Genomic DNA, 24,482 nt, shown 5'->3' with positions numbered 1-24,482 from the left:
GTCCTTAAGCCCCTTTCATCGCCAGTCCAACCGGAACCGCGTAAGCTTGACATGTTGTATCTTCATCTTTCAGAATAGCCTGCAGTGGAAATGAGGTAATCTCACCAGTGAAAGCACTTTCCAAATGCTCAGGCAATGCTGTAATCCATTCATGATCGCCTACGAGATACACGAGTTCAACATGCTTTTGATCGGTAGAGACGGTGTATTGGAAATAATTCAAGACACGACCAAGCTCCATGGATAGATTACGTGCGTATGCCGCAAGCTGATCCGTTCCCGTATCGAGGAAGAAACTCGTATTGATCTGAATGGATCGGAAAAAGACGGGAATGCCATCCACGAATATGCTGACATCCGCATGATCTGGCTCGACATGCAGCAGCATGAATCGATCCTTCATCGCGGAGCCGGTTAACTTCGTATGACGTACCAACATGCGGTGCAGAGCCAGCGGTGCCAAATCTACGGACACTGGCACTAGCCCTGATTGCTTGACGACGTGCGCATAGCTTTCAACCACTTCGCCCGGTGTTGCAAAAATAAGCACTTCCTCTTGCGCAGAGGCTTTAGACGATTTCAAAGCGCCTTCCGCAGAAGCCGCTGCCTCATCCTTTGGTGCACCTAGTCGCACAAAATCAAAAACAGGATTCTTAAAGGGCAGCTGCTGCCCACCATGCAATTCAACGTCGATCATGTTGCGTAATGCTTTATCTTTTAAGGCCGAAAAGACCGATTTACGCAGCACCACATTGGAAAGCGGCACTGTCACATTGATATGAGCACCTTGTAACCCTATTTGTTTCACTAAGGATGAGATGCGAGCAATGACCGAGTCTTCGTCCACGAATTTTCCGTGTTTAATACTGCCTCTATCCAGCGCAATGGAATGGCGCTGTGTCAGGGTAACCTGTCCATTCACGTTCATAATTTCAACTAGCTTCGCTTCTGTATCCGAAATTTGCATGCCGTATGTGTACTTGCTCGTTTTCTTTGCGAACATTGCGGTAACCCCTCTCGGTTATGCATGACTTGAAATGGGCGCGCCGCCCGAAGACGGCGCGCTTGAGAACTTTAATTATTCTTGTACACCTGTAGCACCAGTAGCACCTGAAGCGAATTTCAAACCATCGATTTCGGATTCAGCTTTATTTGTGATGTGTGTTACGCCTCCACCTTTTTTCACTAGTGTAATGTTATATGTGTAGTTACCTGACGTTGGATCTTGTGTAACAACAACCTTAGAAGCAGCTCCATCGTAATCATTCGGTTTGTCAGATGGGTTTTTAGGAACTGTTTCCAAGAATCCGCCTGCAAATAATTGATCAAGGGACCATCCTGCAGCTACTGTAGCTTCAGTCGGGCTTAAGCCTTGTCCAGTAATCATCAAACGAGTTGCATCAATGACCATATGCGCATTTGATTTATGAGCACTTACGCGAGTATTTTTAATAATTCCGCCAACGGATGGAATCGCAATCGCAGCGATAATGGCGATGATAACGATAACTGCTAGTAACTCAATCAAAGTCAAACCTTTTTGGTTTTTGTTCAACTCTTTCAAAGAAAACTTCGAAAATTTCGGTAAACGGAAACTCATCTTTTTGTTGTTCATTGTCAATTCGTTCATTGCATTCCCACCTCTAGGTTTATTTTGGTTATGTACCTGATCTTGCCAATCTTGACTAACGTTATGTTGTGATGCTTGTAAAGCCGGCGACATGTTTGTGTATCACCTCCCTTCATGCTAATTTGAATTTAGCCTAAGAAATTATCGTACATTTTGAACATCGGACTCATGATGGCTGCTACAATTACACCAACAATACTGGAAACGAACAGCAGCATGAGAGGTTCAATCACCGCCTTCAATCGATCTACACTCTGATCTACATCCGCTTCAAAAAAATCCGCAATCTTCGAAAGCATGTTATCGACTTGTCCGGTTTCCTCACCGATAATCAGCATTTGTACGACCATCTTAGGGAAGATTCCGCTTTTTTGGATCGGCTCCGAGAGCATTTTACCTTGCTGCAAGCTGTCTTTGGCATCTCTCAGAACCTTAGAAATGACTCGATTGCCAACGACCTTCTCGGTTACATCCAGCGCCTGTAGCACAGGCACTGCACTTACGAACAGCGAGGACATCGTACGCGCCATCCGGGCAACTGCGGCTTTTTTGAGAATAATACCGAAGACCGGAATCTTAAACTTGATCGTATCGATCCAGAACTTCCCTTCTTCTCCGGCTGCGAAGCTCCGATATAAGAGAATCACACCCACCAGACCAGCCAAGAACATCCACCAATAATGCACGATGGCATCACTGGAAGCCATGACGAATTTGGTAATCAGCGGCAACTCCGAGCCTTGCTCTAGAAACATATCCGCAAAGGTTGGGACAATCTTCAATAGAAGGAAAATGACAACGCCGATTGCGATGACAAGAACTACGATTGGATACGTCATTGCTGACTTAACCTTCTGAACCGTTTTGTGCTCTTTCTCGTAGTGATCCGCCATTCGTTCTAGCACTTCATCCAAGTTCCCGCCTGTTTCACCCGAAGCCATCATATTGACGAACATATCGGGAAATACCTTCGGATGCTCGCCCATCCCTTTGGATAAGGGGTGTCCACTGCGAATTTGCTCTGATATATCGCCTAAAGCAGCTTTCAAATATTTGGATGTTGATTGATCTTCCAGAATCGTAACGGCTTGATCAATTTGAATCCCAGCACGGATCAACGTGGCGAATTGCCGGCAGAAGATAACGAAGTCTTCTAGCTTGACCGCGCGACCAATGTGGATCTCCAGATCCATCGTCGTCTTCCGCTGCTCTTGAATGCTTCGAATGGTGATCCCGCGTCCCCGCAGCTCCGTGATGGCCAGCTGCTTGTTCTGGGCTTTTACCATTCCCTTCAGCTTTTTGCCACTTTCATTGACGGCTTCATAGGTAAAGTTCGCCAAGTTATTGTTCACCCCCAATCAAGACTTACAGGCTATCTATTCGTCCGCCACGGCTTTTAACACTTCTTCAATCGTTGTGTGTCCTTGACGAATCTTGAGCAAACCATCGTACAACATATTTTTAAAACCATTCTTAACTAAATGCTGCTCTAGCTCGCTGACAGGACGATTCTGCACAATCAAGCTGCGCAGCGGTTCGTCTACAACTAACAGCTCGTGAACGGCAATACGTCCTCTGTAGCCTGTTTTATTGCAGGTTCCGCAGCCTTTCCCCCTAGTAACCATGACTGGCTTATCTGTAGCCCTTGGAGATGTCAGAGGCACCACGACACCCGATCCTGTACCAGCAAGCTGTTGCTCACTGCCACCGAGCAGTCCATGTGTTTCCAGCAGCTTGATTTCATCCTCTCTAGCAGGTACCTGAGCAGCGCATTCCCGGCACACTCGCCGTACTAAGCGCTGAGCGACAATACAAGAGAGAGAAGAAGCGATTAAGTAAGAATCAATCCCCATATCGACTAGACGGCTTATCGTGCTTACTGCACTGTTCGTATGGATAGTACTTAAGACTAAGTGCCCCGTGAGGGAAGCACGCACCGCAATTTCTGCCGTTTCCGCATCCCGGACCTCCCCGACCATTACAATGTTTGGATCTTGTCGCAGGATGGAACGCAAACCGGATGCGAAGGTTAAACCAATCTGCGAGTTTACCTGTACTTGCGTGACGCCATTCATCCGATACTCGACCGGATCCTCTACGGTAATAATTTTGACATCATCGCCGTTTAATTGCCCGAGTGCTGAGTAGAGCGTTGACGTTTTCCCGCTTCCCGTAGGTCCCGAGATCAGCATGATGCCATTGGGTTTTTGAATCATTTTGTCGAATTTCACCAAATTCGCTTCGCTGAGTCCCAAATCGGCAATTTTCTTCACACCAGCAGATTGATCTAAAATCCGGAGAACGATACTTTCACCATGTACCGTTGGCAATGTGGATACCCGAATATCAATTCTGCGGTTATCTACTTGCATTTGGATGCGACCATCCTGCGGCAGTCTGCGCTCGGCGATATTCAACTTCGCAATAATTTTCAATCGCGCAGTCAGTACACCTTGCATATGCTTCGGCAATGCTTTCTCTGTTCGAAGCACACCATCAATCCGGTACTTCACGATCAGTTGTTTCTCTTGGGGATCAACATGAATATCGGACGCCCTCTGCTGCACAGCGGATTGAATGATCTGATTAACCAGCTTTACAATTGGCGAACCTTGATCATTGGCTTCCGATTCCTCGTCTTTGATCTCGATTTTATCCAAGTCGACCATTAGCTCATCGACGGATTCTTTCATGCCATAGTTTTTCGTAATGGCCTGTTCGACCTCGGAACGAATGGCAATGACAGGCTGCACACTCATATTCGTCGCCATTCGAATTTCTTCAATGGCACCATAGTTTAGCGGATCAACCATCGCTACCTTAATTTTGCCATTCTTGCGTTCGATAGGAATGACACAGTGCTTACGAGCAAGCGTTTCTGGAATTAATTGAACCGTTTGCATGTCAAGCTGCGTCTCAAACATGTTGACGACTGGAAACCCTAGCTGAAACTCTAGCACTTCAACTAGCTGTCTTTCCGTGATCAACCCTTTATCAATGAGAATCTCACCGATTTTCTTCCGTGTGTGCACTTGCTGCTTCAGCCCTTGTTCGAGCTGATCCTCCGTGATGAGTCCGTTCATGACAAATAGTTCACCTATGCGCATTGGGGGGTCCTCCCTTCTGTTGATAGAGTACGTAACGGATCTGTGCAACCTACTGATTTAAGGTGATTTAAGCTCTTCCGCTGTCGGCGCCTTCGCGATAACAATGGGACGAGGTGCGTAGAAATCTTTATATATTAGCTCGTTCTTGCCATCATTCTTCTCGTCAGCGAACACTTTAACCAGAAGTCCTGATTGACCGTCACTCCGTTTAGCATCACTTTGACCAGTTAGCGTAAAATCCGTCACAAAAATGCTTTCCGGTGCGAATACTTCTTTAGTAACCGTAATTTTAGGAGCTTTCCAATCGGTTTTCGGTTTTCCATTAAGTGTTACGATTGGTGTTTCACCGTTATAAATCACGCCTACCGTAATGAGAACGCCTAACGAGTTATAGAACGTCAAATCTTTCTGCTCACCTTGAAAATCAACATCAAATCCAGCAGCTGCATAGGTCGGATTATCCTGATGAGCATAACGCTCACCAACTTGCAATCCAGCTCGCAGCGCAGCTTCATACAATAATGAGGCCACTTGCGATAACTCATCTGCTTTCTTCTCAGGTACCTTGCCTTTGCTTACTTCCGTCAACCACGCTTGATAGGAGAACAGCTTCCCAGGTTCAAGTTTGATCAATCCCGCTTGCTCCAGCCAGTCTTTCACATTCGCATTCACAGTTACAATACTTTGCGCTTGCGAGATGACTTGTAAGCCTGTCGGTGATGTCGTTGCTGTTGTTCCTGCTGGTGCTTGTGTACTTATTGGTGTACTTGCAGGTGTAGCTGTCGGTACTGCCGATGTCGTTGCTGCCAAACTTACAGTTGGTGTCGGTTTAACTGAAGGCTTCGCATTCTCTTTATCTGCCCCAGCTGCAAGCGCAATTCCTTTTGTTGAAGTATTGTCTTTGGTTTTCCAGAACATCAAGCTCTCCAGCTTGTGCTCGGAGTTCCACTCGATGAACCCTGCCGCCTGTAATCCATATACACTTCCAGAACCGACGACGCCTAGAAGAAGAATCCATTTAATAGGCTGCAGGATCAAGGCCTTTCTTCTTTGTCTCATAGCCTACCGTCCCTCAAAGCTCGACATTTTCCCTCCCGTTTCGGTGGGATGCCTCAAATATAGACGGTAATTTCTGTAGAGCAAATCATACATATTTATTAATTCGAATGACCTAATGCATTAACTATAATCCTCAAGCCACTCCAGCTGTTTTGAGGCCATTTTATAGGGATTTCAAGCTACTTGGGCGCATAATTATAGGATTCGAGTCGGGACTCTACATCATAAGTCGTACCTAGGAAGCGGTTTCATCTAGTTCTTTCGGAGCGCGGATAGATGACTGGCCTATCGCTCTTGCTATATACCATTTGCATATGTATCCGATATAACGTGTTATTTCATCAAATTCCTTAAAAAATGGGTCTTCTTCGTATGTTGCTTTACATTAAATTCATCATTATTCGTTGTAAAATGTCGCCAGCTCCGCGAATCCCTAGACTAAACAATGAAAGTAGTCCCGAGCATACTTGGGCTTATCCTGACTTTTTGCTGATCTTTCACACTCTACTTACTGCTTCTTAGCAAGCAGAATTAAAAAAAGCCCCTATCCACACAAACATCGCGTGTAATAGAAGCTTTTTTTCTACAATTTGAACAATTTCTTACCTTGATTCGTCTATATGTATATAGCAAGTGATAATAACCCACAAATAATAATGTAACGCATATGTATATCCATTTCTCATGATTACCTATATCGCACCAAGTACACTCAGAATCAACGAAGCTTTGGAATTTACTTTCAACTTGCGATTGATCTTTGTTACATAGACGCGTACGGTATTCTCACTGATTCCTAGCACCTTGCCGATTTGCTTATAATCATAATCCAGCAGCCAATACGTAGCGACTTCCTTCTCACGAAGCGTCAGTTTGAAAGCTTTCAATCGTTCTTCCAGCATTTCCTCCACGAACCATGTTTTACTTTGCAGCTCCGTCTTCCTCAACTCATATTCGAGGAGAAGCGCAATCGATTTGATGCATGGATACATAAAAGGTGCAGAAATGTATTGAAAAGCAGTCAAAACTAAGTAGCCCATGATTTGATTATCCGCAATTTGTATAGGAACGCACATCGTCACCCAGTTGTGCATCGTATCAAGATAGTGATCCTCACCACTAATCCAAACCGGTCGCTGAAGATCAATGGCTGCCGATACGGCGTTTGTCCCCGCACTAGAGAGTGATAACGAAGATCCAATTCCGATATTATTTAAATTAGCTGCTTGCAGAATCGATCGTTCGTCCCCATTTATGCTTAAAATAACCCCGTGATTATCCGTTACCATCAATAAATTAGGAAAGTAGAATGTATTCGTCTTCAGATGCGCTTGTCGAAGGATGACATCCATGAGTACTTGGTTTTTAGCAAGCAGACGTTCCATCATCTTTCCTTGCACACGAAACCTTACACGTGTCGAATCTCTTTGAACGCCATTCAGAAATGATTTCTCATGCAGCTTAGCAATCTCCGCTTGTGAGATCCCGACTCTCTCTGTGAATTCATGCATTTGCGTCTCTTCAGCTAATCCTGTCATCAATCCCACTCCCTTCCCCTATATAACCTTGAAATGAATTAGCATCCATGCTGTGAGTAGAATTGAAATATATTGTCTCATGCCTTTGTTTCTATCAACACCTTACAAAATTATGTATTTTTCGCGCATGTGACACTAACTATACGGCTCAAATCGAATGCTTGAAATAGTGCAAAGGTAGTAATTCTCAGAAGATAGTATACTTGCACTACAAAAAGACAGCGTTTGCATTATTATCACGTGGATTAAGGATTTCTGGCACGTGCCATTCGTAGGATATATACTAGTTATGTGTCACAATAATTGGGATTCCTGTGGGCGATCTAAGAATATCGTCTCACCCCTTCACAATTTGGATACAATTATGAGAGCTATATTGACAGCATAATTTACATTTAATACCATTTTAATACTCAATCAGGAAAAGGAGCTTCTACAAATGACAAAAAAACTACAAGGAACCGTAGCTTTAGTGACAGGAGCAAGTCGCGGCGCCGGCCGAGGAATCGCTTTAGCTCTTGGGGAAGCAGGTGCAACCGTGTATGTCACAGGTCGCAGCACACGAGAGCAATTGAGCAGAGATGGGATAACAGGAACCATTGAGGACACAGCAGAGGAAGTTACAGCTCGAGGAGGCTTGGGGATTGCCGCTCGTTGTGATCATACCGTTGATGAGGATGTGCAAGCACTCTACACTCGGATTAAACAAGAGCAAGGGAAATTGGATCTCCTCGTTAACAATGCCTGGGGTGGCTATGAGAATAATGAGGATGGTGATTTCCTAAATCCATTCTGGGAGCAGCCCATGGCTCGCTGGGATAAAATGTTTAACGCAGGGCTGCGCGCTCAGATGGTATCCAGCCGCTATGCAATGACTACCTTTTTTTTGGAGCAGAAGAAAGGTCTCCTCATTAATACAGGTGTATACTCGGATATCGGCGGAGATTATCCTGTTAGTGTCTTCTATGACACGGTGAAGCGAGCGGTCGTTACGATGACACGCGCCATGTCCCAGAATCTCGAAGCGAATCAACTTCCTGTAACCGCACTATCTCTGGCACCTGGGTGGATGCGCACGGAGGCTGTGCTTCAGCATTATGGCTTAAAAGCAGACGATCCTAACTTTATGACTGTTGAGGACCTTCATCTAACAGAATCCGTGGAGTATATCGGCAGAGCAGTCGTCGCCCTTGCCTCTGACCCCCATGTAAGCCTTAAAGCTGGACAACTACTGGAGGTTGGTAACCTAGCAGCAGAATATGGCTTCACTGATATTGATGGCAGACGCATGCCGCCATTTCGAGTCAATTAATGTAGGAATTTGAGTTAGTCGAACATTTCGGCTAACTCTTTTTGTAATGCCTTTGCATTACACCGACTAATCGGCCGGATTCCACTAATTTGATTGAAATAGCGTTATGGCAGACCCTTATTTGGAATCGCAGCATGTGAGCACACCTTTGTAAGGGTAGACAGCCGCCTCTGAAATCTTTTTCACACAAAATTCCCCATTTATCCCTAACCGTTTGAAGTTCCGAGGCATATTATATAAAAAAAACTTATCCTTTCCCAAATTAATTTTGATAAAGTGATGAGAATGCCTAGGAGGCGGAAGACAATGACACTCGTCAGAGCAATTGAACAGACATTCTGTAAGTTGCATACTCCAACATTGGAGCAATTAAAAGTGGCTCTTCAATCGATCCATGAAGAACTCCGCTTCGCTCCTGATTACAAAACCGAGCCCCAGCAGCTGCCTTATGGCAGAAATGTTGTTTATAGCACGCCACATCTGGAAGTAATCGTCATTCACATTCCCGCTTCCCGTTCAACGGCAATCCATAACCATGGCTTGTCCATTGGCGCGGCTTATCTAGTCGCAGGAGGCTTAGTAAATTCTACCTTCTCCTTAGACACAGATGGGTATCCGATCGCTCAGAAGGACGACTTCATTCAGGCTGGCGAATATTTTACGGCTCCTGCAGAGCAAATTCACCAGTTAAGCAATCCTTTTCATGAACCTGCCATTTCCCTCCATGTGTATACGCCGCCACTACGTGAAGTTCGACGTTATTTACCTTACAGTGAAGTCTTGGATTATGTTATCTAAAACAAAGCAAAACCCCTTGTAGGCTTGCGTCTCTCGACGTGCTTACAAGGGGTTTCTTATTAGAATTGAAGCGCGTTTTCGATAAAGGCTTTCAACTCGGAAATCGGCATACGTGTTTGTTCCATCGTATCACGATCACGAACCGTTACTTGACCATCTGTCTCGGATTCAAAATCGTATGTGATACAGAATGGTGTGCCGATCTCATCATGACGACGGTATCTTTTACCAATCGAACCTGTATCATCGTAATCGACCATGAAATGCTTCGCAAGATCTGCGAAAACAGCCTGTGCACCTTCATTTAATTTCTTGGAAAGTGGGAAAATCGCTGCTTTCATTGGTGCCAATGCTGGGTGGAAGTGAAGAACTGTACGGCTGTCGTCACCTTCCAATTTTTGCTCTTCAAACGCATCAATCAAAAGCGCCAAAGTAACACGGTCTGCCCCAAGGGACGGCTCGATGCAATATGGAACATAACGCTCATTTGTTTCTTGATCGATATAGTTAAAATCTTCACCAGAATGCGCCATGTGCTGCTTCAAATCGTAGTCCGTACGATCCGCGATGCCCCATAGCTCGCCCCAGCCAAAAGGGAACTTGTACTCGATATCTGTTGTTGCATTACTGTAGTGAGACAACTCGTCGTCATTATGATCACGAAGACGAAGATTATCTGCTTTGGCACCTAGGGAAAGCAACCAGTTATGGCAGAAGCTTCTCCAGTACTCGAACCATTTCAAGTCTTCACCTGGCTTGCAGAAGAACTCAAGCTCCATTTGTTCGAATTCACGCGTACGGAACGTAAAGTTACCTGGCGTGATTTCGTTACGGAAGCTTTTACCGATTTGGCCGATACCAAATGGCAGCTTTTTACGCATCGTACGTTGTGCGTTTTTGAAGTTAACGAAGATTCCTTGCGCTGTTTCAGGACGAAGATATACAACGTTAGAGCTTGCTTCTGTTACACCTTGGAATGTTTTGAACATCAAGTTGAACTGACGAATATCCGTGAAATCTTTGCTTCCGCAATCTGGACACACGATATTATGTTCCACGATCAGCTTCATCATATCGTCAAACGTCATACCATCGACGATGATTTCGATATCCTTCTCAGCCAGCTTGTTCTCGATCAATTTATCCGCACGGTGACGAGCTTTACAGCTTTTGCAATCGATCATTGGATCGTTGAAGTTTCCAACATGACCTGATGCAACCCAAGCTTGAGGATTCATCAGAATTGCCGCGTCTAACCCTACGTTATACGGGGATTCTTGAATGAATTTTTTCCACCATGCGCGTTTAATGTTGTTCTTCAATTCAACACCTAGTGGACCATAATCCCACGTATTTGCCAAACCGCCATAAATTTCTGAACCAGGAAAAACAAATCCTCTGTGCTTCGCTAATGCGACAACTTGCTCCATTGTTACACTCATTGTTCAATCGCTCCTTAAGCTTCTAGTTAGTGGGTCTTCGCCCGTTGACAACCGTTTGGACATGAGCAGACATCAAAAAAGCTCAGCATCCAAAGGCATCAAATAATGCCTAGGGACGAGAGCTTGAGCACCCGCGGTTCCACCCTAGTTGATACACCTGCAAGAGCATGTATCCCCTTTATCGTATTGGCTCCGGATAGCCTTTTCCTTGAGCTTCATGCTGGGCTTACACCATTCCCCAACTCGCTGAATATGAAGTAGTTCAAGTACTATTCATCCTTCACAGCCACAATTGATCATTCAATTGGTTTTAGTTTACAAAATATCGCTGCAAAAATCAACTTCCTTCATATAAATGGGGCCGGCGATCTTCAAAAACAGGGATCTTGCCCCGTACTCGCACAACTTCTTCCAAATCAATCGTCGCTCGGAAGATCGCTTCGCTTTCGTCACCTTCAACTAGCACCTCACCCCATGGGTCGATGACCATCGAGTGACCGAAGAAATTCGTCGTGCCACTAGTCCCTACGCGATTACAGGAAACCACATACATCTGATTCTCAATGGCTCTGGCCATGAGAAGTGTACGCCAATGATGCAGACGAGGATGCGGCCATTCCGCAGGCACGAACACAATCCGTGCGCCATCTAGCGCCAATTTACGCGAAAGCTCTGGGAAACGAATATCATAACAAATCATCGCACCAGCAGGTACGCCTTCGAGTTCGAACAAACCTAATTTTTCCCCGCTATGCAGGAATTTTTCTTCATCCATAAGTCGGAAAAGATGGATTTTGGAATACTCAGCGATCTCGCGACCTTCGCGGTCCCACGCATAGATGGTGTTGAGCACACGATCTCCTTGTTTATCCGCAATTGATCCGCCAATAATATTTACGCCATGTGTACGAGCGAATCCACTCAAGAACGTTTTCGTTCTCTCCCCATTCACATCAGCAAGTTGATGGATTTCAGTTAGGGCATAGCCTGTATTCCACATTTCGGGAAAAATAAGGACATCTGGCTTCTGCTCGGCTTCCACAGCTTCAAGCAGCAGCTTCTCTAAGTGAGCAAAATTCGCATCGGGCTCCCCGATGGTTATATCCATTTGAATAAGAGCAAGGTTAAGTAATTGGGATTGGGACATTGATGAAGACTCCTTCCGGCTAAAAGAAAATGCTTTATGTGTACATATTAGTCGAAACGATCGCCTAACTCAACACTCACTTGTTCATCTGTCCCGCATCCCAGGTCTCTGTCCGCCATGTTCACCATGCTCGCCATTTCCATCATTCCCACAGTGCTCGCCACCAGATGGAGCTAGTTAATACGTTTAGTCAGAAAAAATCGAACTAAATGGCATCAAATCGAGTGTAAGGCTGGATTAATTCGATTATGGCGAACTATTTGGCCAAATTTAGGGATGTTAGCTGATTTAGGGCAATTTAAGTTGGTGAAATCGAACTAATTCCGCTGCATAGTCACCAACACCCGAAATAATCAGGCAAAATCGAACTAACTACAACGTAGGTTTAAATAACCTAGACTGGCCTCTTGCAATGCTGAGCGTTTGCCAATCCTTAGAAGCCCAATGCTTGCACAGCAGCACAATTTGTCCGACATGATATCCATAATGAGAGACTTGACGTTGAATCGCCTGCAATACGGTGTGGTTTTCACCACGAATGCGCACGCTAGAGAGCACATGCTCGGATGTCAACGAGTGAAGTGTTGTGAACAGCACTTGCCAGCCTTCCTCCCACAGGGCAATCAGTTCTTCTCGGGAAAGGCTGTCTCCTACAAACTCGCCATCGCGATCTCGCGTTTCTTTTTCCCCATCTGTGGTTAGGAAGTCGGTCCAACGGGACAACATATTCCCATGCATATGTTTGATAAGCACTTCAAGGGAATTCGATTCTTCATCTATAGTCTGATAGAAATAGGTCTCCGCTGTTTGGGCAAATGCCTTATCCCCCAGCTTCTTCATACTTTGAAAAGCACGTATCGACTCCTGTAGAAAAACATCAGCGACTTGGGCATGATCTGTCATCTCATTCATCTCCTTCGTACATCGTTGCCTCCATCATATGACAATGTCAAAATGAAGTACAATCGATTATCTTCATCGACTATGAAAAAAAGATTAATCATGTTACATTTAGGGTATAGCTTAAAATCCCGACCTCCGGAGTGTGAATTAAACCGTGACTAACGTATCTTCAACATCTTCTCGATTTGCCATACAACCAGCCGAAAGAATGAAGGGTCTGCCGACACAATTCTTCGCAACACTTGTTGGCAAAGCCAATGCGCAAATCGCTGCTGGCCATGATGTCATTAATTTGGGTCAAGGGAATCCTGACCGCCCTACCCCTCCGCATATCGTAGCTTCGATTCAAGAAGCTTCTGCGAATCCGTTGTATCATAAATACCCGCCATTCAGCGGCTTTCCGTTCCTGAAACAGGCGATTGCTCAGCGTTATAAGGAAGATCACAACGTTGATCTGGATCCTGATACCGAAGTTGCGATCCTTTTTGGAGGCAAAACAGGACTCATCGAAATTGCACAATGTTTATTGGATCCAGGCGATGTCTGCCTCGTTCCTGATCCTGGCTATCCAGACTATTGGTCTGGGGTAGCACTGGCTGGTGCCGAAATGGCATTCATGCCGCTGCGTGAAGAAAATAACTTCCTGCCTGACTATTCACAGCTGAAGCAGTCCGACTTGGACCGCGCCAAGCTGATGTTCATTAATTACCCGAACAACCCAACCGGTGCGACGGCTCCCGCTTCTTTCTATGAAGAAACAGTTGCCTTTGCTGAGAAAAATGGGGTCGTTGTAGCGAGTGACTTCGCTTACGGCGCCATTGGCTTCGATGGTCAGAAGCCGATTTCGTTCCTGCAAACGCCTGGTGCCAAGGAAGTAGGCATCGAGTTCTATACACTTTCCAAAACTTACAACATGGCTGGCTGGCGCGTCGGCTTTGCCCTAGGCAACAAAGAAGTGATTCGTCTCATCAACCTGATGCAAGATCACTACTATTGCTCTTTGTTCGGCGGTATTCAAGCAGCAGCTGCAACAGCGTTAACGGCCTCTCAAGACTGTGTAACAGAACTGCGGGATGTGTACGAAAGTCGTCGTAATGCGCTTTACACAGCGCTTACCAGCATTGGCTGGAACGCAAAACCATCGCAAGGCTCGTTCTTCTCTTGGCTGCCAGTGCCAAAGGGACATTCGTCCCAGAGCCTTGCTGATCTTCTGTTGGAAGAAGCGAAAGTTGTCGTCGCTCCTGGCGTTGGCTTCGGTACGCATGGTGAGGGTTATGTCCGCTTAGGCTTATTATCTTCCGAGGAACGGTTAGCTGAGGCTGTACAGCGGATTGGGAAGTTGAATCTTTTTTAATTCCTATTTAACAAAACTCCTTGAAAGCAAGCCATTTGCACCTTTACAAAGTCTTACGTACCATGCTATTCTAGATAGAATTAAAATTTCAAACAGCAACGTTATGATGGGAATAGTAAGAATCGAGCCGCACGTAACCAGGGAGTAAGCTCCACCGACTGAGAGAGCTTGCCGTGAACCGAATCTGAACCCGCCCCTGAACCGTCAACGATGAGTTGAACAGTGCCCTTCTGTTACCAAGGGAATCTAGAGTGGAGTGCTGTCTATTTGATATGCGCTAATCTAAGGTGGTACCGCGGAAGCAACAGACTTTCGTCCTTATTATTAAGGACGTGAGTCTTTTTTTGTATCTACATAGCTGGAAACTGAAGGATGGGATGAATATGACTCAGCGAATCGTCGTCAAAATCGGCAGCTCCTCATTAACCTCTGATACGGGCGGCCTGAATCCGGATAAAATACGTTTTTTTGCGTCTGAGCTAGCGCAATTGCAGCGCAGCGGCAGCCAAGTGCTGCTCGTGACTTCGGGCGCAGTCGCCGCAGGCTTCACGTCCCTTGGCTACCGCACACGGCCCAAGGTACTGCATGAGAAACAGGCCGCCGCAGCCGTCGGCCAAGCGCTCTTAATGCAGGCGTACCATGAAGCCTTTGCGTCCCACGGCGTGAGCGTGGCGCAAATTCTGCTGACCCGGTACGACTTCTCCAACCGCAAGCGCGTGCAGAACGCGATGATGACAATTGACGAGCTTTTGCAGCGCGGCGTCGTCCCTATCATTAACGAGAATGACACCGTCTCGGTGGATGAATTAAAATTCGGCGACAATGATACGTTGTCGGCGCTCGTAGGCAATTTGGTCAAAGCGAACAAATTGATCATCATTACCGATATGGACGGACTGTACACGGACGATCCTCGCAAGAACGCGAACGCGCAGCGCATCGATCGCGTCGACGCCATCAGCGATGAGCTGTTCAGCTTCGCTGGAGGCTCTGGGAGCGCGGTCGGCACCGGCGGCATGCGCTCTAAGGTCGAGGCCGCCCGCATCGCGATGCGCGGGGGCGTGCCGGTCTTCATCGGGCGCGTGCTGGAGCCCGATGATCTACACCTTGCCGTGCAGGGCACAGGCAAGGGCACGTACTTTGACACGGCGCTAAACAATCTGCCGGTCAAGAAGCAGTGGGTCGGCTTCCACTCGCTGCCCCAAGGGCAAATCATCGTTGATCAGGGGGCCAAGGCAGCCCTGATCAACGGTGGGAAGAGCCTGCTCCCCGCTGGCATCACAGCAGCCGTTGGCGACTTCCACCCCGGCGACGTCGTCGAGGTGCTCTGCAGTGAAGGTACGCTGCTTGGCCGCGGCGTTGTCAATTATGCGGCTTGGCAAGTGCAAGCCGCGGCTGGCCTATCTACCGACGAAGTCCAGAAACGTGTCGAAGTGTCACGCATTGAAGTCATCCACCGCGATGAATGGGTGCCTTTGACCTAATCATAGAATACCTAAAGAAAGTGAGGCGCTCCCTTAATCATGCGACAACAACGATTACTTAACCCTACTTTACGAGATGTACCGGGAGATGCCGAGGCAGCCAGTCACCGACTTATGCTGCGAGCAGGACTCATTCGTCAGTTATCCAGCGGTATTTATTCCTATTTACCATTGGGTCTTAAGGCCCTTCAACATATTCAAACGATCGTGCGGGAAGAGATGGACAACGCTGGCGCGCAAGAAATGCTCATGCCTGCCCTCCATCCTGCCGAATTATGGAAAGCCTCTGGCCGTTGGGATGTGTATGGTCCTGAATTAATGCGGCTTGAAGACCGCAATGGTCGCGAGTTTGCGTTAGGCGCTACACATGAAGAAGTGATTACAACGCTCGTCAAAGATGAGATTCATTCTTATAAAAAGCTGCCTGTTACGTTATATCAAATCCAAACGAAATATCGCGATGAGCGCAGACCACGGTTCGGCCTGCTGCGTGGACGTGAATTTCTAATGAAGGATGCGTACTCTTTCGATCGCTCCGCAAGCGGTCTCGATGCTAGCTATCAAGCGATGTTTGATGCTTATGTCAACATTTTCACACGCTGCGGCTTACAATTCCGAGCTGTTGAAGCGGATTCCGGCGCAATTGGCGGCACGGATACGCATGAATTCATGGCTTTAGCGGATGTCGGCGAGGATACGATCGTACATTGCCCTTCCTGCCAGTATGCGGCTAATTTGGAGAAAGCGAACGGCAACATCATGAACGAGAACGTAGCTGCTAACGACCTTCCAAACAATCAGCCATCGCGCGTGTATACGCCAGGCGTAACAAGCATCAAACAATTAATTCAATTTCTTCAGATTGAACCGCAGCAAATCATTAAATCCGTTGCCGTACAAGCGGATGACTCTCCTGCTATCGTGCTTGTCAGAGGTGATCTCGAAATCAATGAAATCAAGTTGAAGCATGTACTTGGGGTACAAGACGTCACCATGCTTACAGAGGACGAAATTGCTGCGCTAGGCTCGATAGCTGGATTTATAGGACCGACTGGTCTTACTAGCGTCAAGCTGATCGCAGACACATCGATCAAAGGCTTAAAGAACGCGGTGGTTGGCGCCAATGAAGCGGATTATCACCTTCAGCATGTTGATGTTCAGCGAGATCTAGGTGACATCACCTACGCAGATGTTCGCAACGTTGGTCAAGGCGAAAGATGTATTCATTGCGGACATGAGCTCGAATTTGCAAAAGGCATTGAAGTCGGGCATGTCTTCAAGCTCGGCACCAAATATAGCGAATCTCTCGGGGCAACCTTCACGGATGAGAACGGACTCTCCGAGCCGATGATAATGGGCTGCTATGGGATTGGCGTATCACGCGTGCTGGCTGCTGTCATTGAACAGCATCAGGATGAGAAAGGCATTATATGGCCCAACGCCATAGCGCCATATTTCGTGCATCTTTTAACAGTTCAAGTTGGGGATGCAGCTCAAATGGCCTTGTCTGAGGAAATTTACCAGTCATTAACTCGCGCAGGATACTCCGTCCTCTGGGATGATCGTGAGGAACGCCCTGGCGTGAAATTTAATGATGCCGATTTACTAGGATTCCCATTGCGTCTAACCGTAGGTAAGAAAACGAGCGAACGCATCGTCGAATGTAAAGAACGTCGAACCGGTAGCCTCTATGAACTTAACGTGGAACAATTGTTAGCGCATTGCCAAACCTTTTTCAACTAGGAGGTCTTCCCATGAGTGAAGTCATACGTAAATCCAAGCTTGCCAAGCAAGCCGCCCAAGCAATGGGCAATCTTACGACAGAGCAGAAAAATGCTGCTTTGCTGCTAATGGCGGATGCGCTAGTGACAGAGCAGCAAGCGATCATCGAAGCCAATGCGAAGGATCTTCAGCGTGGCAAGGAGCAAGGTACTAGTGCCTCCCTGCTCGATCGTTTAGCATTAAACGAATCTCGAATTGCAGCCATGGCTGAAGGCTTGCGTCAAATCGCTGAGCTCCCAGATCCGATTGGGGATACGCTCGAGTCTTTTGACCGCCCGAATGGTCTGCGGATTCGCAAAATCCGTGTTCCCCTAGGCGTCATCGGCATCATTTATGAAGCTAGACCGAACGTAACGGTCGATGCGGCAGGCTTATGTCTCAAAACCGGCAACGCTGTCGTGCTGCGTGGCGGTTCTTCAGCCCTATTTTCGAATGAGAAAATTGTGGAAGTACTGCATTCAGCCTTAGAGCGTTCTGCTCTGCCAGCAGATGCTCTGCAATTAATTCTCAGTGCTGATCGCAGCTCTGTCGACGAAATGTTGAAGCTCAATGGGCTGATTGATGTGTTGATTCCACGTGGCGGTCATTCACTTATTCAAAATGTTGTCAATAACGCCTCGGTCCCAGTCATTGAAACAGGCGCAGGGGTATGTCATACTTTTATTGATCAAAGTGCACAGCTCGATATGGCCGTTCGTATTGGCATAAATGCGAAAGCACAACGCCCATCTGTTTGCAATAGTATGGAGACCTTGCTCGTTCATGAAGCTATAGCGGAACAACATTTAGCTGCGATTGCTGAAGCGTTCCAAGGTGTACACGTTGAGCTGCGTGGCGACGAGCGTGCTAGAAGCTTAGTTCCAAGTATGCTGGTTGCTGAACAGGCTGATTGGGGTACGGAATATGGCGATTATATTTTATCCATCAAAGTTGTCAAAGACCTCGACGAGGCCCTAGCTCACATTCGTGACTACGGCACCATGCACTCCGAATGCATCGTGACAGAAGATGCTGCCAATGCAGAGAAATTCCTACAGGAAGTAGATGCTGCTGCGGTGTATCATAATGCATCGACGCGCTTTACCGATGGCTATGAGTTTGGATTCGGAGCAGAGATCGGCATATCCACACAGAAGCTTCACGCACGTGGTCCTATGGGACTGCCTGCTTTAACTTCGACCAAATACCGCATCTACGGAAGCGGACAAATACGCGAATAAGCCGTATAACCTAAGGAGGAATGCCCGATGTCCACGAACATTTCACAAGCCAAAATTGCCTTTGTAGGCGCAGGTTCCATGGCGGAAGCCATCGTCCGCGGTCTTATCCAGACAGAAGTTGCTAATCCGCAGAATGTGTATATGATGAATCGCTCCAACCAAGACAGATTAGCATTTCTTCGCTCAGAATACGGCCTTCAAGCAAGCTCGGATCCTGTAACGAAAGATGCTTTCATTCGCGAAGCAGACGTTGTTGTACTTTGCATGAAGCCTAAGGATGTCGAATCTGCTTTTGCAGAGCTCGGGCCGCTTCTGAACGAAAATCAACTGCTAATTTCTGTCATTGCTGGCCTCTCCATTGAGAAAGCTGAACAGCTTTTGCAAACCAACATGCCTATCGTTCGCACCATGCCTAACACCTCCTCAACTATCGGTTTAGGGGCAACAGGAATGAGCTTCTCTTCTAAGGTTAATGATACATTCAAGCAGTTTGCGATCCAAATGTTTGAAGCTGTGGGCACGGTCACGATTGTGGAAGAAGATAAGCTGGAAATTCTTACAGGCGTTTCCGGAAGCGGTCCTGCCTATGTATACTATTTTATGGAAGCGATGATTAAAGCAGGGATTGAAGGCGGGCTAACCGAGGAAGACGCGAGACAGCTTACACTTCAAACTGTGCTTGGTGCCGCACACATGGTTCAGCATACGAAAGAAGATCCTGCGGAGCTGCGACGCAAAGTTACATCACCTAATGGAGCTACACAAAAATCAATTGAAGCCCTGGATCGTTTTCAATTTAGCGAAGCCATTGCACAAGCTGTATTTTCGTCCGCTGCACGAGCGAAGGAAATGGGCGAGCAAATCGCTTCAACCAGTCCAGTAGGGAAATCGGTATAATACTACTATTTGAATCTAGTTAAAGCAGGTGAAATATTGTCATGAGTTCCTATTGTTTAGCAACCTATCGGAGTTTCGATGAGAAAGCCGATTTTCATAAAAAAGCAACCGGCATCGCGGTTGGCCTTACCGTTGGCAGTTGGACCGAGCTCCCTGAGGCTCAAAAGGCTTCCATGGAGAAGCATTTGGGCAAGGTCGTTTCCGTTGAAGTCCATGAGCCAGGGGATGGCGAACCTCTTTCGGGCCGTTACGCAGATATCACCATCGCCTATCCAGATGTGAACTATAGCCGAGATATCCCCGCGCTATTAGTAACGGTATTCGGCAAGCTGTCTATGGATGGCAAAATCAAGCTGATCGACCTCGCCTTCTCTTCCAATTTCCTGGCCGGGTTCCCGGGACCGAAATTCGGGATGCAAGGTGTTCGTGATCTGCTTGGCGTGCATGACCGCCCGCTGCTTATGAGTATTTTTAAGTCCGTTGTAGGATACGAGTTGCCAGCGCTTCGCGAGCAGTTTTACTTGCAAGCCGCAGGCGGCGTTGATCTCATCAAGGACGACGAGATTCTATTCGAGAATCCGTTAACGCCGATGGAGAAACGGATTGCGATTTGTCTCGAAGCGGCTGAGCAAGCGACGAAGGAAACCGGGCAAAAGCTGCTCTATGCGGTTAATTTGACGGGGTCAACCTCCAAACTTGCAGCCCAAGCGAAGAAAGCCATTGCAGCAGGTGCAAATGCTTTGCTCTTCAATGTATTGGCATACGGCTTCGATGTGCTGCATGAATTAAGCTCCGATCCGGAAATCAACATTCCGATCATGGCTCATCCCGCTTTGGCTGGAGCTACATATCCATCGCCGCATTACGGTATCGCGCCTTCTGTTCTTCTAGGCAAGCTTATGCGTCTTGCTGGTGCTGATTTAGTGCTATTCCCTTCGCCATACGGCTCCGTTGTGATGCCGAAGGAAGAGAATTTGGCCATTAAGCATGTTCTGTTAACTAACGATTTACGTAAAGATTACACTTATCAGGCGCCATCTGATGTAGAATTAAAATTAGCTCCAAGCTTCCCGGTGCCTTCCGCGGGTATCCATCCTGGACTTGTCCCACTCATTTTGCGTGATTTCGGACAGGATGTTATCGTGAACGCCGGTGGCGGTATCCACGGTCACCCAATGGGAACGATCGCGGGTGGACAAGCGTTCCGCCAAGCTATTGACGCGACGCTTCAAGGCAAATCACTACGTGACTACGCCCAAACACATCCAGAGCTGCAATCAGCTATAGACACATGGGGGATTAGAGAATGAGCAAGGAACGCATTATTTTTTGTGACTTTGACGGTACGATTACCGTTAGCGATAACATTGTAGCGATTATGAAGCATTTCAATCCTGAAGGCTGGGAAGGCATTGTCGATCAAATTGTGACGCAGCAAATCTCCATTCGTGAAGGTGTTGGGGCGATGTTCGACCTTCTGCCGACCTCACGAAAAGCTGAGATTATTGACTATGCGATTAACAATGCGGTCATTCGCGATGGTTTTAAAGAATTTGTCTCCTACTGCAAGGAGCAAGGGATTACGCTATTAGTCACAAGCGGAGGTATTGATTTCTTTATTTACCCGCTCCTGCGCGAATTCGATATTCCAGAGAATCATATTTATTGCAATGCCAGCTCTTTCGAAGGGGAAAAAATCGAGATCCTATGGCCGAATCCTTGCGATGCCCACTGCAAAACGGATTGCGGCATGTGCAAAACGAGCATCATTCGATCCTACGATCCCCAGCGGTATGAGCGAATTATTATCGGAGACAGCATCACCGATTTCGAGGGAGCTAAGCTTGTGGATACGATTTTCGCCAGATCACACCTCATCGAGCGCTGCGATCAACTCGGCTATGCGTACCATCCCTTCGAAACCTTCTTCGATATTATTAAGCAATTGGAGGCTGAACCGGTCAAATGAGTATTTTACTAGAAGAAAAACAGCGTGCATTCGCTGAATTGCGTGATATCAAAGCGAATCTAGCGGCACGTGGATGGTTTCCTGCGACTAGCGGTAACTTATCTGTGCGTGTTGGCGGTTTCGAGCCAAGTGCTTTCACTTTCGCTATAACTTCCAGTGGTAGAGATAAATCGGTCCAAACCCCTGAGGATTTCCTTCTCGTCAATGAGAAAGGCCTGCCAACGGAAGCAACGAGCCTGAAGCCTTCAGCGGAAACCTTAATCCATAGTGAAATTTACCGCTTAACGGGCGCTGGCGCTATTTTCCACGTGCATACGATCTTTAACAACTTAGCTTCTGAGCTATTCGGTGAGCGTGGGAGCATTCCAGTCGATGGCGTTGAGCTCATTAAAGCATTCAATATTTGGGATGAAGAAGCTCAAATTGAGATTCCGATCTTGCCCAACTATGCGGATATTCCACGTATTGCTGAGCTTGTTGAAGGTGCGATTGTACCGCGTATCCCAGGTATCGTTCTTCGCAAGCACGGGATTTACGCTTGGGGCGCCAATGCTTTCGAAGCGAAGCGTCATCTAGAAGCGTTCGAATTCCTATTCGAATATGTGTACCGCTTGCATTTGTTGAAGAAGTAAATTTGAAGCTCTAAGTCGATTTTTTCGACTTGCGCTGGGCTAGTGGCTACTTTTCTCTCCCGTAAGTCGATTTTTTCGACTTACGGACAGCTTCTAACAAAAAAAAACGTCCAACCTTCCTCCCTCAGGGAGAAGAATTGGACGTTTTTTATTTACCGCGACTGTCGGAACCGCTGCGAGTATTCCTTCGCTTGGTCAACCGTCGATACGCGATTGCGACTCCAGTCGAGCAGAATCCGATCAATGTAACGGAAATGAACTTTTCCGGCAAAAACCGCTTCCTTCAAAGCCGTCATGATCAGCTCTTCTTTGTACATATCTTTATCAAGCCAATTGCTGATCGTTTCCAGCTCCATCGGCGTCAAAGGTCTGGCGAATTCATTTTCGATCGTCGTATAAATGTTCTTCGCACGATCATCAGACGGAGCTTGCGTTTGTGCCAATGCAGCGGCCTCAGCTAACTCTTTAAGCTGCTGATCCGCGACGCACTTCGCTAATTTCTTGTACATCGGTGTCAGGTTATACTGCTCACTGCGAAACCCGGTCGTTTCGTTCGTATCCTCATCGATAGCGATATACTGCTCTCGAATGAGCTTTTGCACGCTTGCGATAACCACATCGGGTGAGGCCGACATTCGCTCCTGGATTTCATCCAATGTCGGGAAGTTGTTCCGTTCCTTTTCAACAAAAGAAATGAAATGAATGAGCGTCATGACGTCAACCTCACTCAGCAGCAGTGCGCGGTAATGCTTCAGCAGCAGACTCGGCACCGCGACACTCCCCTCCATAAAGCTATTCAACAGGATCGCTTCGACCTTCATCTGTGTATTCGTTTGAGTACTCATGCGTCGATCCCCTTTCTCCCCATGGACAATGCCACTACTTAAGGGTACAGACGGTATAACAAACGTGGGAACGGAATCGTTTCACGTACATGATCCAAGCCGCAAATCCAAGCAACTGTACGCTCTAAGCCTAAACCGAAGCCAGAATGCGGTACGGTACCGTATTTGCGAAGATCCAAGTACCACTGATAGGCCTCTTGGGATAGCTCATGCTCCTTGAAACGCTGTTCCATCAATTCAGGATCATCGATCCGTTGGCTGCCCCCGATAATTTCGCCATAGCCTTCAGGCGCAATCATATCCGCACAGAGGACGACTTCTGGACGACTAGGGTCTGGCTTCATGTAGAACGCCTTAATCTCGGTCGGCCAATGTGTGATAAATACCGGTGTTTCATATTGTGCAGCAATTGCAGTCTCATGAGGTGCTCCGAAATCTTCGCCCCATGCGAATTCATGCCCGTTTTTTTGCAAATAATCGACAGCCTCATCGTACGTAATACGTGGGAAGCTGCCTTTGATTTTCTCCAGCTTGGATGTGTCCCGCTCCAATGTTTCAAGCTCAGCCTGACAATTCGCCAAAACCGTCTGCACGATATGTGAAACGAATTGCTCCTGCACCTCTAGGTTTTCCACGTGATCTACGAACGCCATTTCCGGCTCGATCATCCAGAACTCGATCAAATGACGGCGCGTCTTGGATTTTTCCGCACGGAAGGTAGGACCAAAGGAATATACGCGACCTAGCGCCATAGCTGCTGCTTCCATATATAGCTGTCCGCTTTGTGTCAGGAACGCATCTTCATCAAAATATTTCGTGTGGAACAAGTTCGTTGTACCTTCACATGAGGAAGGCGTCAGGATCGGCGGATCCACCAAATGAAAGCCACGGTCATTGAAGAACGCTTGAACTGCTTTTATAATTTCTGCGCGAATCACAAGTACAGCACGCTGGCGCGGGCTACGAATCCATAGATGACGATTGTCCATGAGGAAATCGACACCATGTTCTTTTGGTGTAATCGGATACTCTTCCGTGACTTGAATGATTTCAACACCTGTCACATCGAGCTCAAAGCCGCCTTTACTGCGTGTGTCTTCTTTTACTTTTCCTGTTATGTACAGCGAGCTCTCTTGCGTAAGTTTGGAAGCTGCTTCCCATACCTCTTCACTCACTTCACTTTTAACCACAACACCTTGAATATATCCCGAACCGTCTCGTAGCTGCAAAAACTGAATTTTACCGCTGGAGCGTTTCTTGTTTAGCCAACAGCCGATGGTGACGGACTCGCCGACATGATGTTTTACTTCACCTATTGTACTTTTCATAACTATATCCTTCCTCCCTAGAACTGAAGATCTAT

21 protein-coding genes are annotated in these 24,482 nt (G+C 47.0%); 10 read left to right on the top strand and 11 right to left on the bottom strand.

Features of this window, described 5'->3' with window-relative positions:
- Positions 1-4: 4 nt before the first annotated feature.
- The 6 genes from pilM to AC58QO_RS12620 all read right to left on the bottom strand — a co-directional run bounded on the left by pilM (position 5) and on the right by AC58QO_RS12620 (position 7,334).
- The gene (gene pilM / locus AC58QO_RS12645; protein WP_497265885.1) at positions 5-1,003 is read right to left on the bottom strand and encodes a type IV pilus biogenesis protein PilM; all 999 of its coding nucleotides are present in this window, start codon (positions 1,001-1,003) and stop codon (positions 5-7) included.
- Between the two features lie 75 nt (positions 1,004-1,078).
- A complete protein-coding gene (locus tag AC58QO_RS12640) occupies positions 1,079-1,630 on the bottom strand; it encodes a prepilin-type N-terminal cleavage/methylation domain-containing protein (RefSeq protein ID WP_497265884.1) in 552 nt (183 codons plus the stop codon).
- Positions 1,631-1,758: 128 nt separating this feature from the next.
- Positions 1,759-2,970: a type II secretion system F family protein gene (locus AC58QO_RS12635; protein ID WP_497265882.1), complete on the bottom strand. Its 1,212-nt coding sequence runs from the start codon at positions 2,968-2,970 to the stop codon at positions 1,759-1,761.
- A gap of 36 nt (positions 2,971-3,006) precedes the next feature.
- The gene (locus tag AC58QO_RS12630) at positions 3,007-4,737 is read right to left on the bottom strand and encodes a GspE/PulE family protein (RefSeq protein WP_497265880.1); all 1,731 of its coding nucleotides are present in this window, start codon (positions 4,735-4,737) and stop codon (positions 3,007-3,009) included.
- A 57-nt stretch (positions 4,738-4,794) separates the two neighbouring features.
- A complete protein-coding gene (locus AC58QO_RS12625) occupies positions 4,795-5,796 on the bottom strand; it encodes a VanW family protein (RefSeq protein WP_497265878.1) in 1,002 nt (333 codons plus the stop codon).
- Positions 5,797-6,488: 692 nt separating this feature from the next.
- Positions 6,489-7,334 carry a helix-turn-helix transcriptional regulator gene (locus tag AC58QO_RS12620; RefSeq protein ID WP_497265876.1) on the bottom strand — a complete coding sequence of 282 codons (846 nt, stop codon included), beginning with the start codon at positions 7,332-7,334 and terminating at the stop codon, positions 6,489-6,491.
- Positions 7,335-7,773: 439 nt separating this feature from the next.
- Here AC58QO_RS12620 and AC58QO_RS12615 point away from each other — a divergent pair, with 439 nt between their 5' ends.
- On the top strand, positions 7,774-8,646 hold the full coding sequence (locus tag AC58QO_RS12615) for an SDR family NAD(P)-dependent oxidoreductase (RefSeq protein WP_497265874.1): 873 nt from the start codon (positions 7,774-7,776) through the stop codon (positions 8,644-8,646).
- Positions 8,647-8,952: 306 nt separating this feature from the next.
- Positions 8,953-9,444, top strand: coding sequence for a cysteine dioxygenase (locus AC58QO_RS12610; protein WP_497265872.1), 492 nt, complete (start codon positions 8,953-8,955; stop codon positions 9,442-9,444).
- Positions 9,445-9,503: 59 nt separating this feature from the next.
- Here the strand turns inward: AC58QO_RS12610 and AC58QO_RS12605 are convergent, their stop codons facing one another.
- The 3 genes from AC58QO_RS12605 to AC58QO_RS12595 all read right to left on the bottom strand — a co-directional run bounded on the left by AC58QO_RS12605 (position 9,504) and on the right by AC58QO_RS12595 (position 12,936).
- A complete protein-coding gene (locus AC58QO_RS12605; protein ID WP_497265870.1) occupies positions 9,504-10,886 on the bottom strand; it encodes a glycine--tRNA ligase in 1,383 nt (460 codons plus the stop codon).
- 337 nt (positions 10,887-11,223) lie between these two features.
- Positions 11,224-12,033, bottom strand: coding sequence for a carbon-nitrogen family hydrolase (locus tag AC58QO_RS12600; protein WP_497265868.1), 810 nt, complete (start codon positions 12,031-12,033; stop codon positions 11,224-11,226).
- Positions 12,034-12,405: 372 nt separating this feature from the next.
- Positions 12,406-12,936 (bottom strand): DUF1572 family protein, encoded by a 531-nt coding sequence (locus AC58QO_RS12595; RefSeq protein WP_497265866.1) that lies wholly within the window; start codon positions 12,934-12,936, stop codon positions 12,406-12,408.
- Positions 12,937-13,090: 154 nt separating this feature from the next.
- Here AC58QO_RS12595 and AC58QO_RS12590 point away from each other — a divergent pair, with 154 nt between their 5' ends.
- The 8 genes from AC58QO_RS12590 (at position 13,091) to mtnB (ending at position 22,274) form a co-directional block, all read left to right on the top strand.
- Complete coding sequence (locus tag AC58QO_RS12590) at positions 13,091-14,290, top strand: pyridoxal phosphate-dependent aminotransferase (protein ID WP_497265864.1); 1,200 nt, start codon at positions 13,091-13,093, stop codon at positions 14,288-14,290.
- Between the two features lie 383 nt (positions 14,291-14,673).
- The gene (proB, locus tag AC58QO_RS12585) at positions 14,674-15,774 is read left to right on the top strand and encodes a glutamate 5-kinase (protein WP_497265862.1); all 1,101 of its coding nucleotides are present in this window, start codon (positions 14,674-14,676) and stop codon (positions 15,772-15,774) included.
- 39 nt (positions 15,775-15,813) lie between these two features.
- Positions 15,814-17,517: a proline--tRNA ligase gene (locus tag AC58QO_RS12580; protein ID WP_497265860.1), complete on the top strand. Its 1,704-nt coding sequence runs from the start codon at positions 15,814-15,816 to the stop codon at positions 17,515-17,517.
- An 11-nt stretch (positions 17,518-17,528) separates the two neighbouring features.
- Entirely contained in the window at positions 17,529-18,776 is a 1,248-nt protein-coding gene (locus tag AC58QO_RS12575) for a glutamate-5-semialdehyde dehydrogenase (protein ID WP_497265858.1), read from the top strand.
- A gap of 27 nt (positions 18,777-18,803) precedes the next feature.
- On the top strand, positions 18,804-19,673 hold the full coding sequence (gene proC, locus AC58QO_RS12570) for a pyrroline-5-carboxylate reductase (protein WP_497265857.1): 870 nt from the start codon (positions 18,804-18,806) through the stop codon (positions 19,671-19,673).
- 41 nt (positions 19,674-19,714) lie between these two features.
- Entirely contained in the window at positions 19,715-20,983 is a 1,269-nt protein-coding gene (locus tag AC58QO_RS12565; protein ID WP_497265855.1) for a 2,3-diketo-5-methylthiopentyl-1-phosphate enolase, read from the top strand.
- Entirely contained in the window at positions 20,980-21,642 is a 663-nt protein-coding gene (locus tag AC58QO_RS12560) for a 2-hydroxy-3-keto-5-methylthiopentenyl-1-phosphate phosphatase (protein WP_497265853.1), read from the top strand. The genes AC58QO_RS12565 and AC58QO_RS12560 overlap by 4 nt, the downstream gene beginning before the upstream one ends.
- Positions 21,639-22,274 (top strand): methylthioribulose 1-phosphate dehydratase, encoded by a 636-nt coding sequence (mtnB, locus tag AC58QO_RS12555; RefSeq protein WP_497265851.1) that lies wholly within the window; start codon positions 21,639-21,641, stop codon positions 22,272-22,274. Before AC58QO_RS12560 ends, mtnB begins: the two co-directional genes overlap by 4 nt.
- A 152-nt stretch (positions 22,275-22,426) precedes the next feature.
- Here the strand turns inward: mtnB and AC58QO_RS12550 are convergent, their stop codons facing one another.
- Positions 22,427-23,119, bottom strand: coding sequence for a DnaD domain-containing protein (locus AC58QO_RS12550; protein WP_497265849.1), 693 nt, complete (start codon positions 23,117-23,119; stop codon positions 22,427-22,429).
- Positions 23,120-23,157: 38 nt separating this feature from the next.
- Complete coding sequence (gene asnS / locus AC58QO_RS12545) at positions 23,158-24,447, bottom strand: asparagine--tRNA ligase (protein WP_497265847.1); 1,290 nt, start codon at positions 24,445-24,447, stop codon at positions 23,158-23,160.
- Between the last annotated feature and the right edge of the window lie 35 nt (positions 24,448-24,482).

Source organism: Paenibacillus sp. J31R30 (assembly GCF_059692115.1).
Note: the sequence above shows the minus strand (reverse complement) of the source record. Positions and strands in the feature narration are given on the sequence as shown.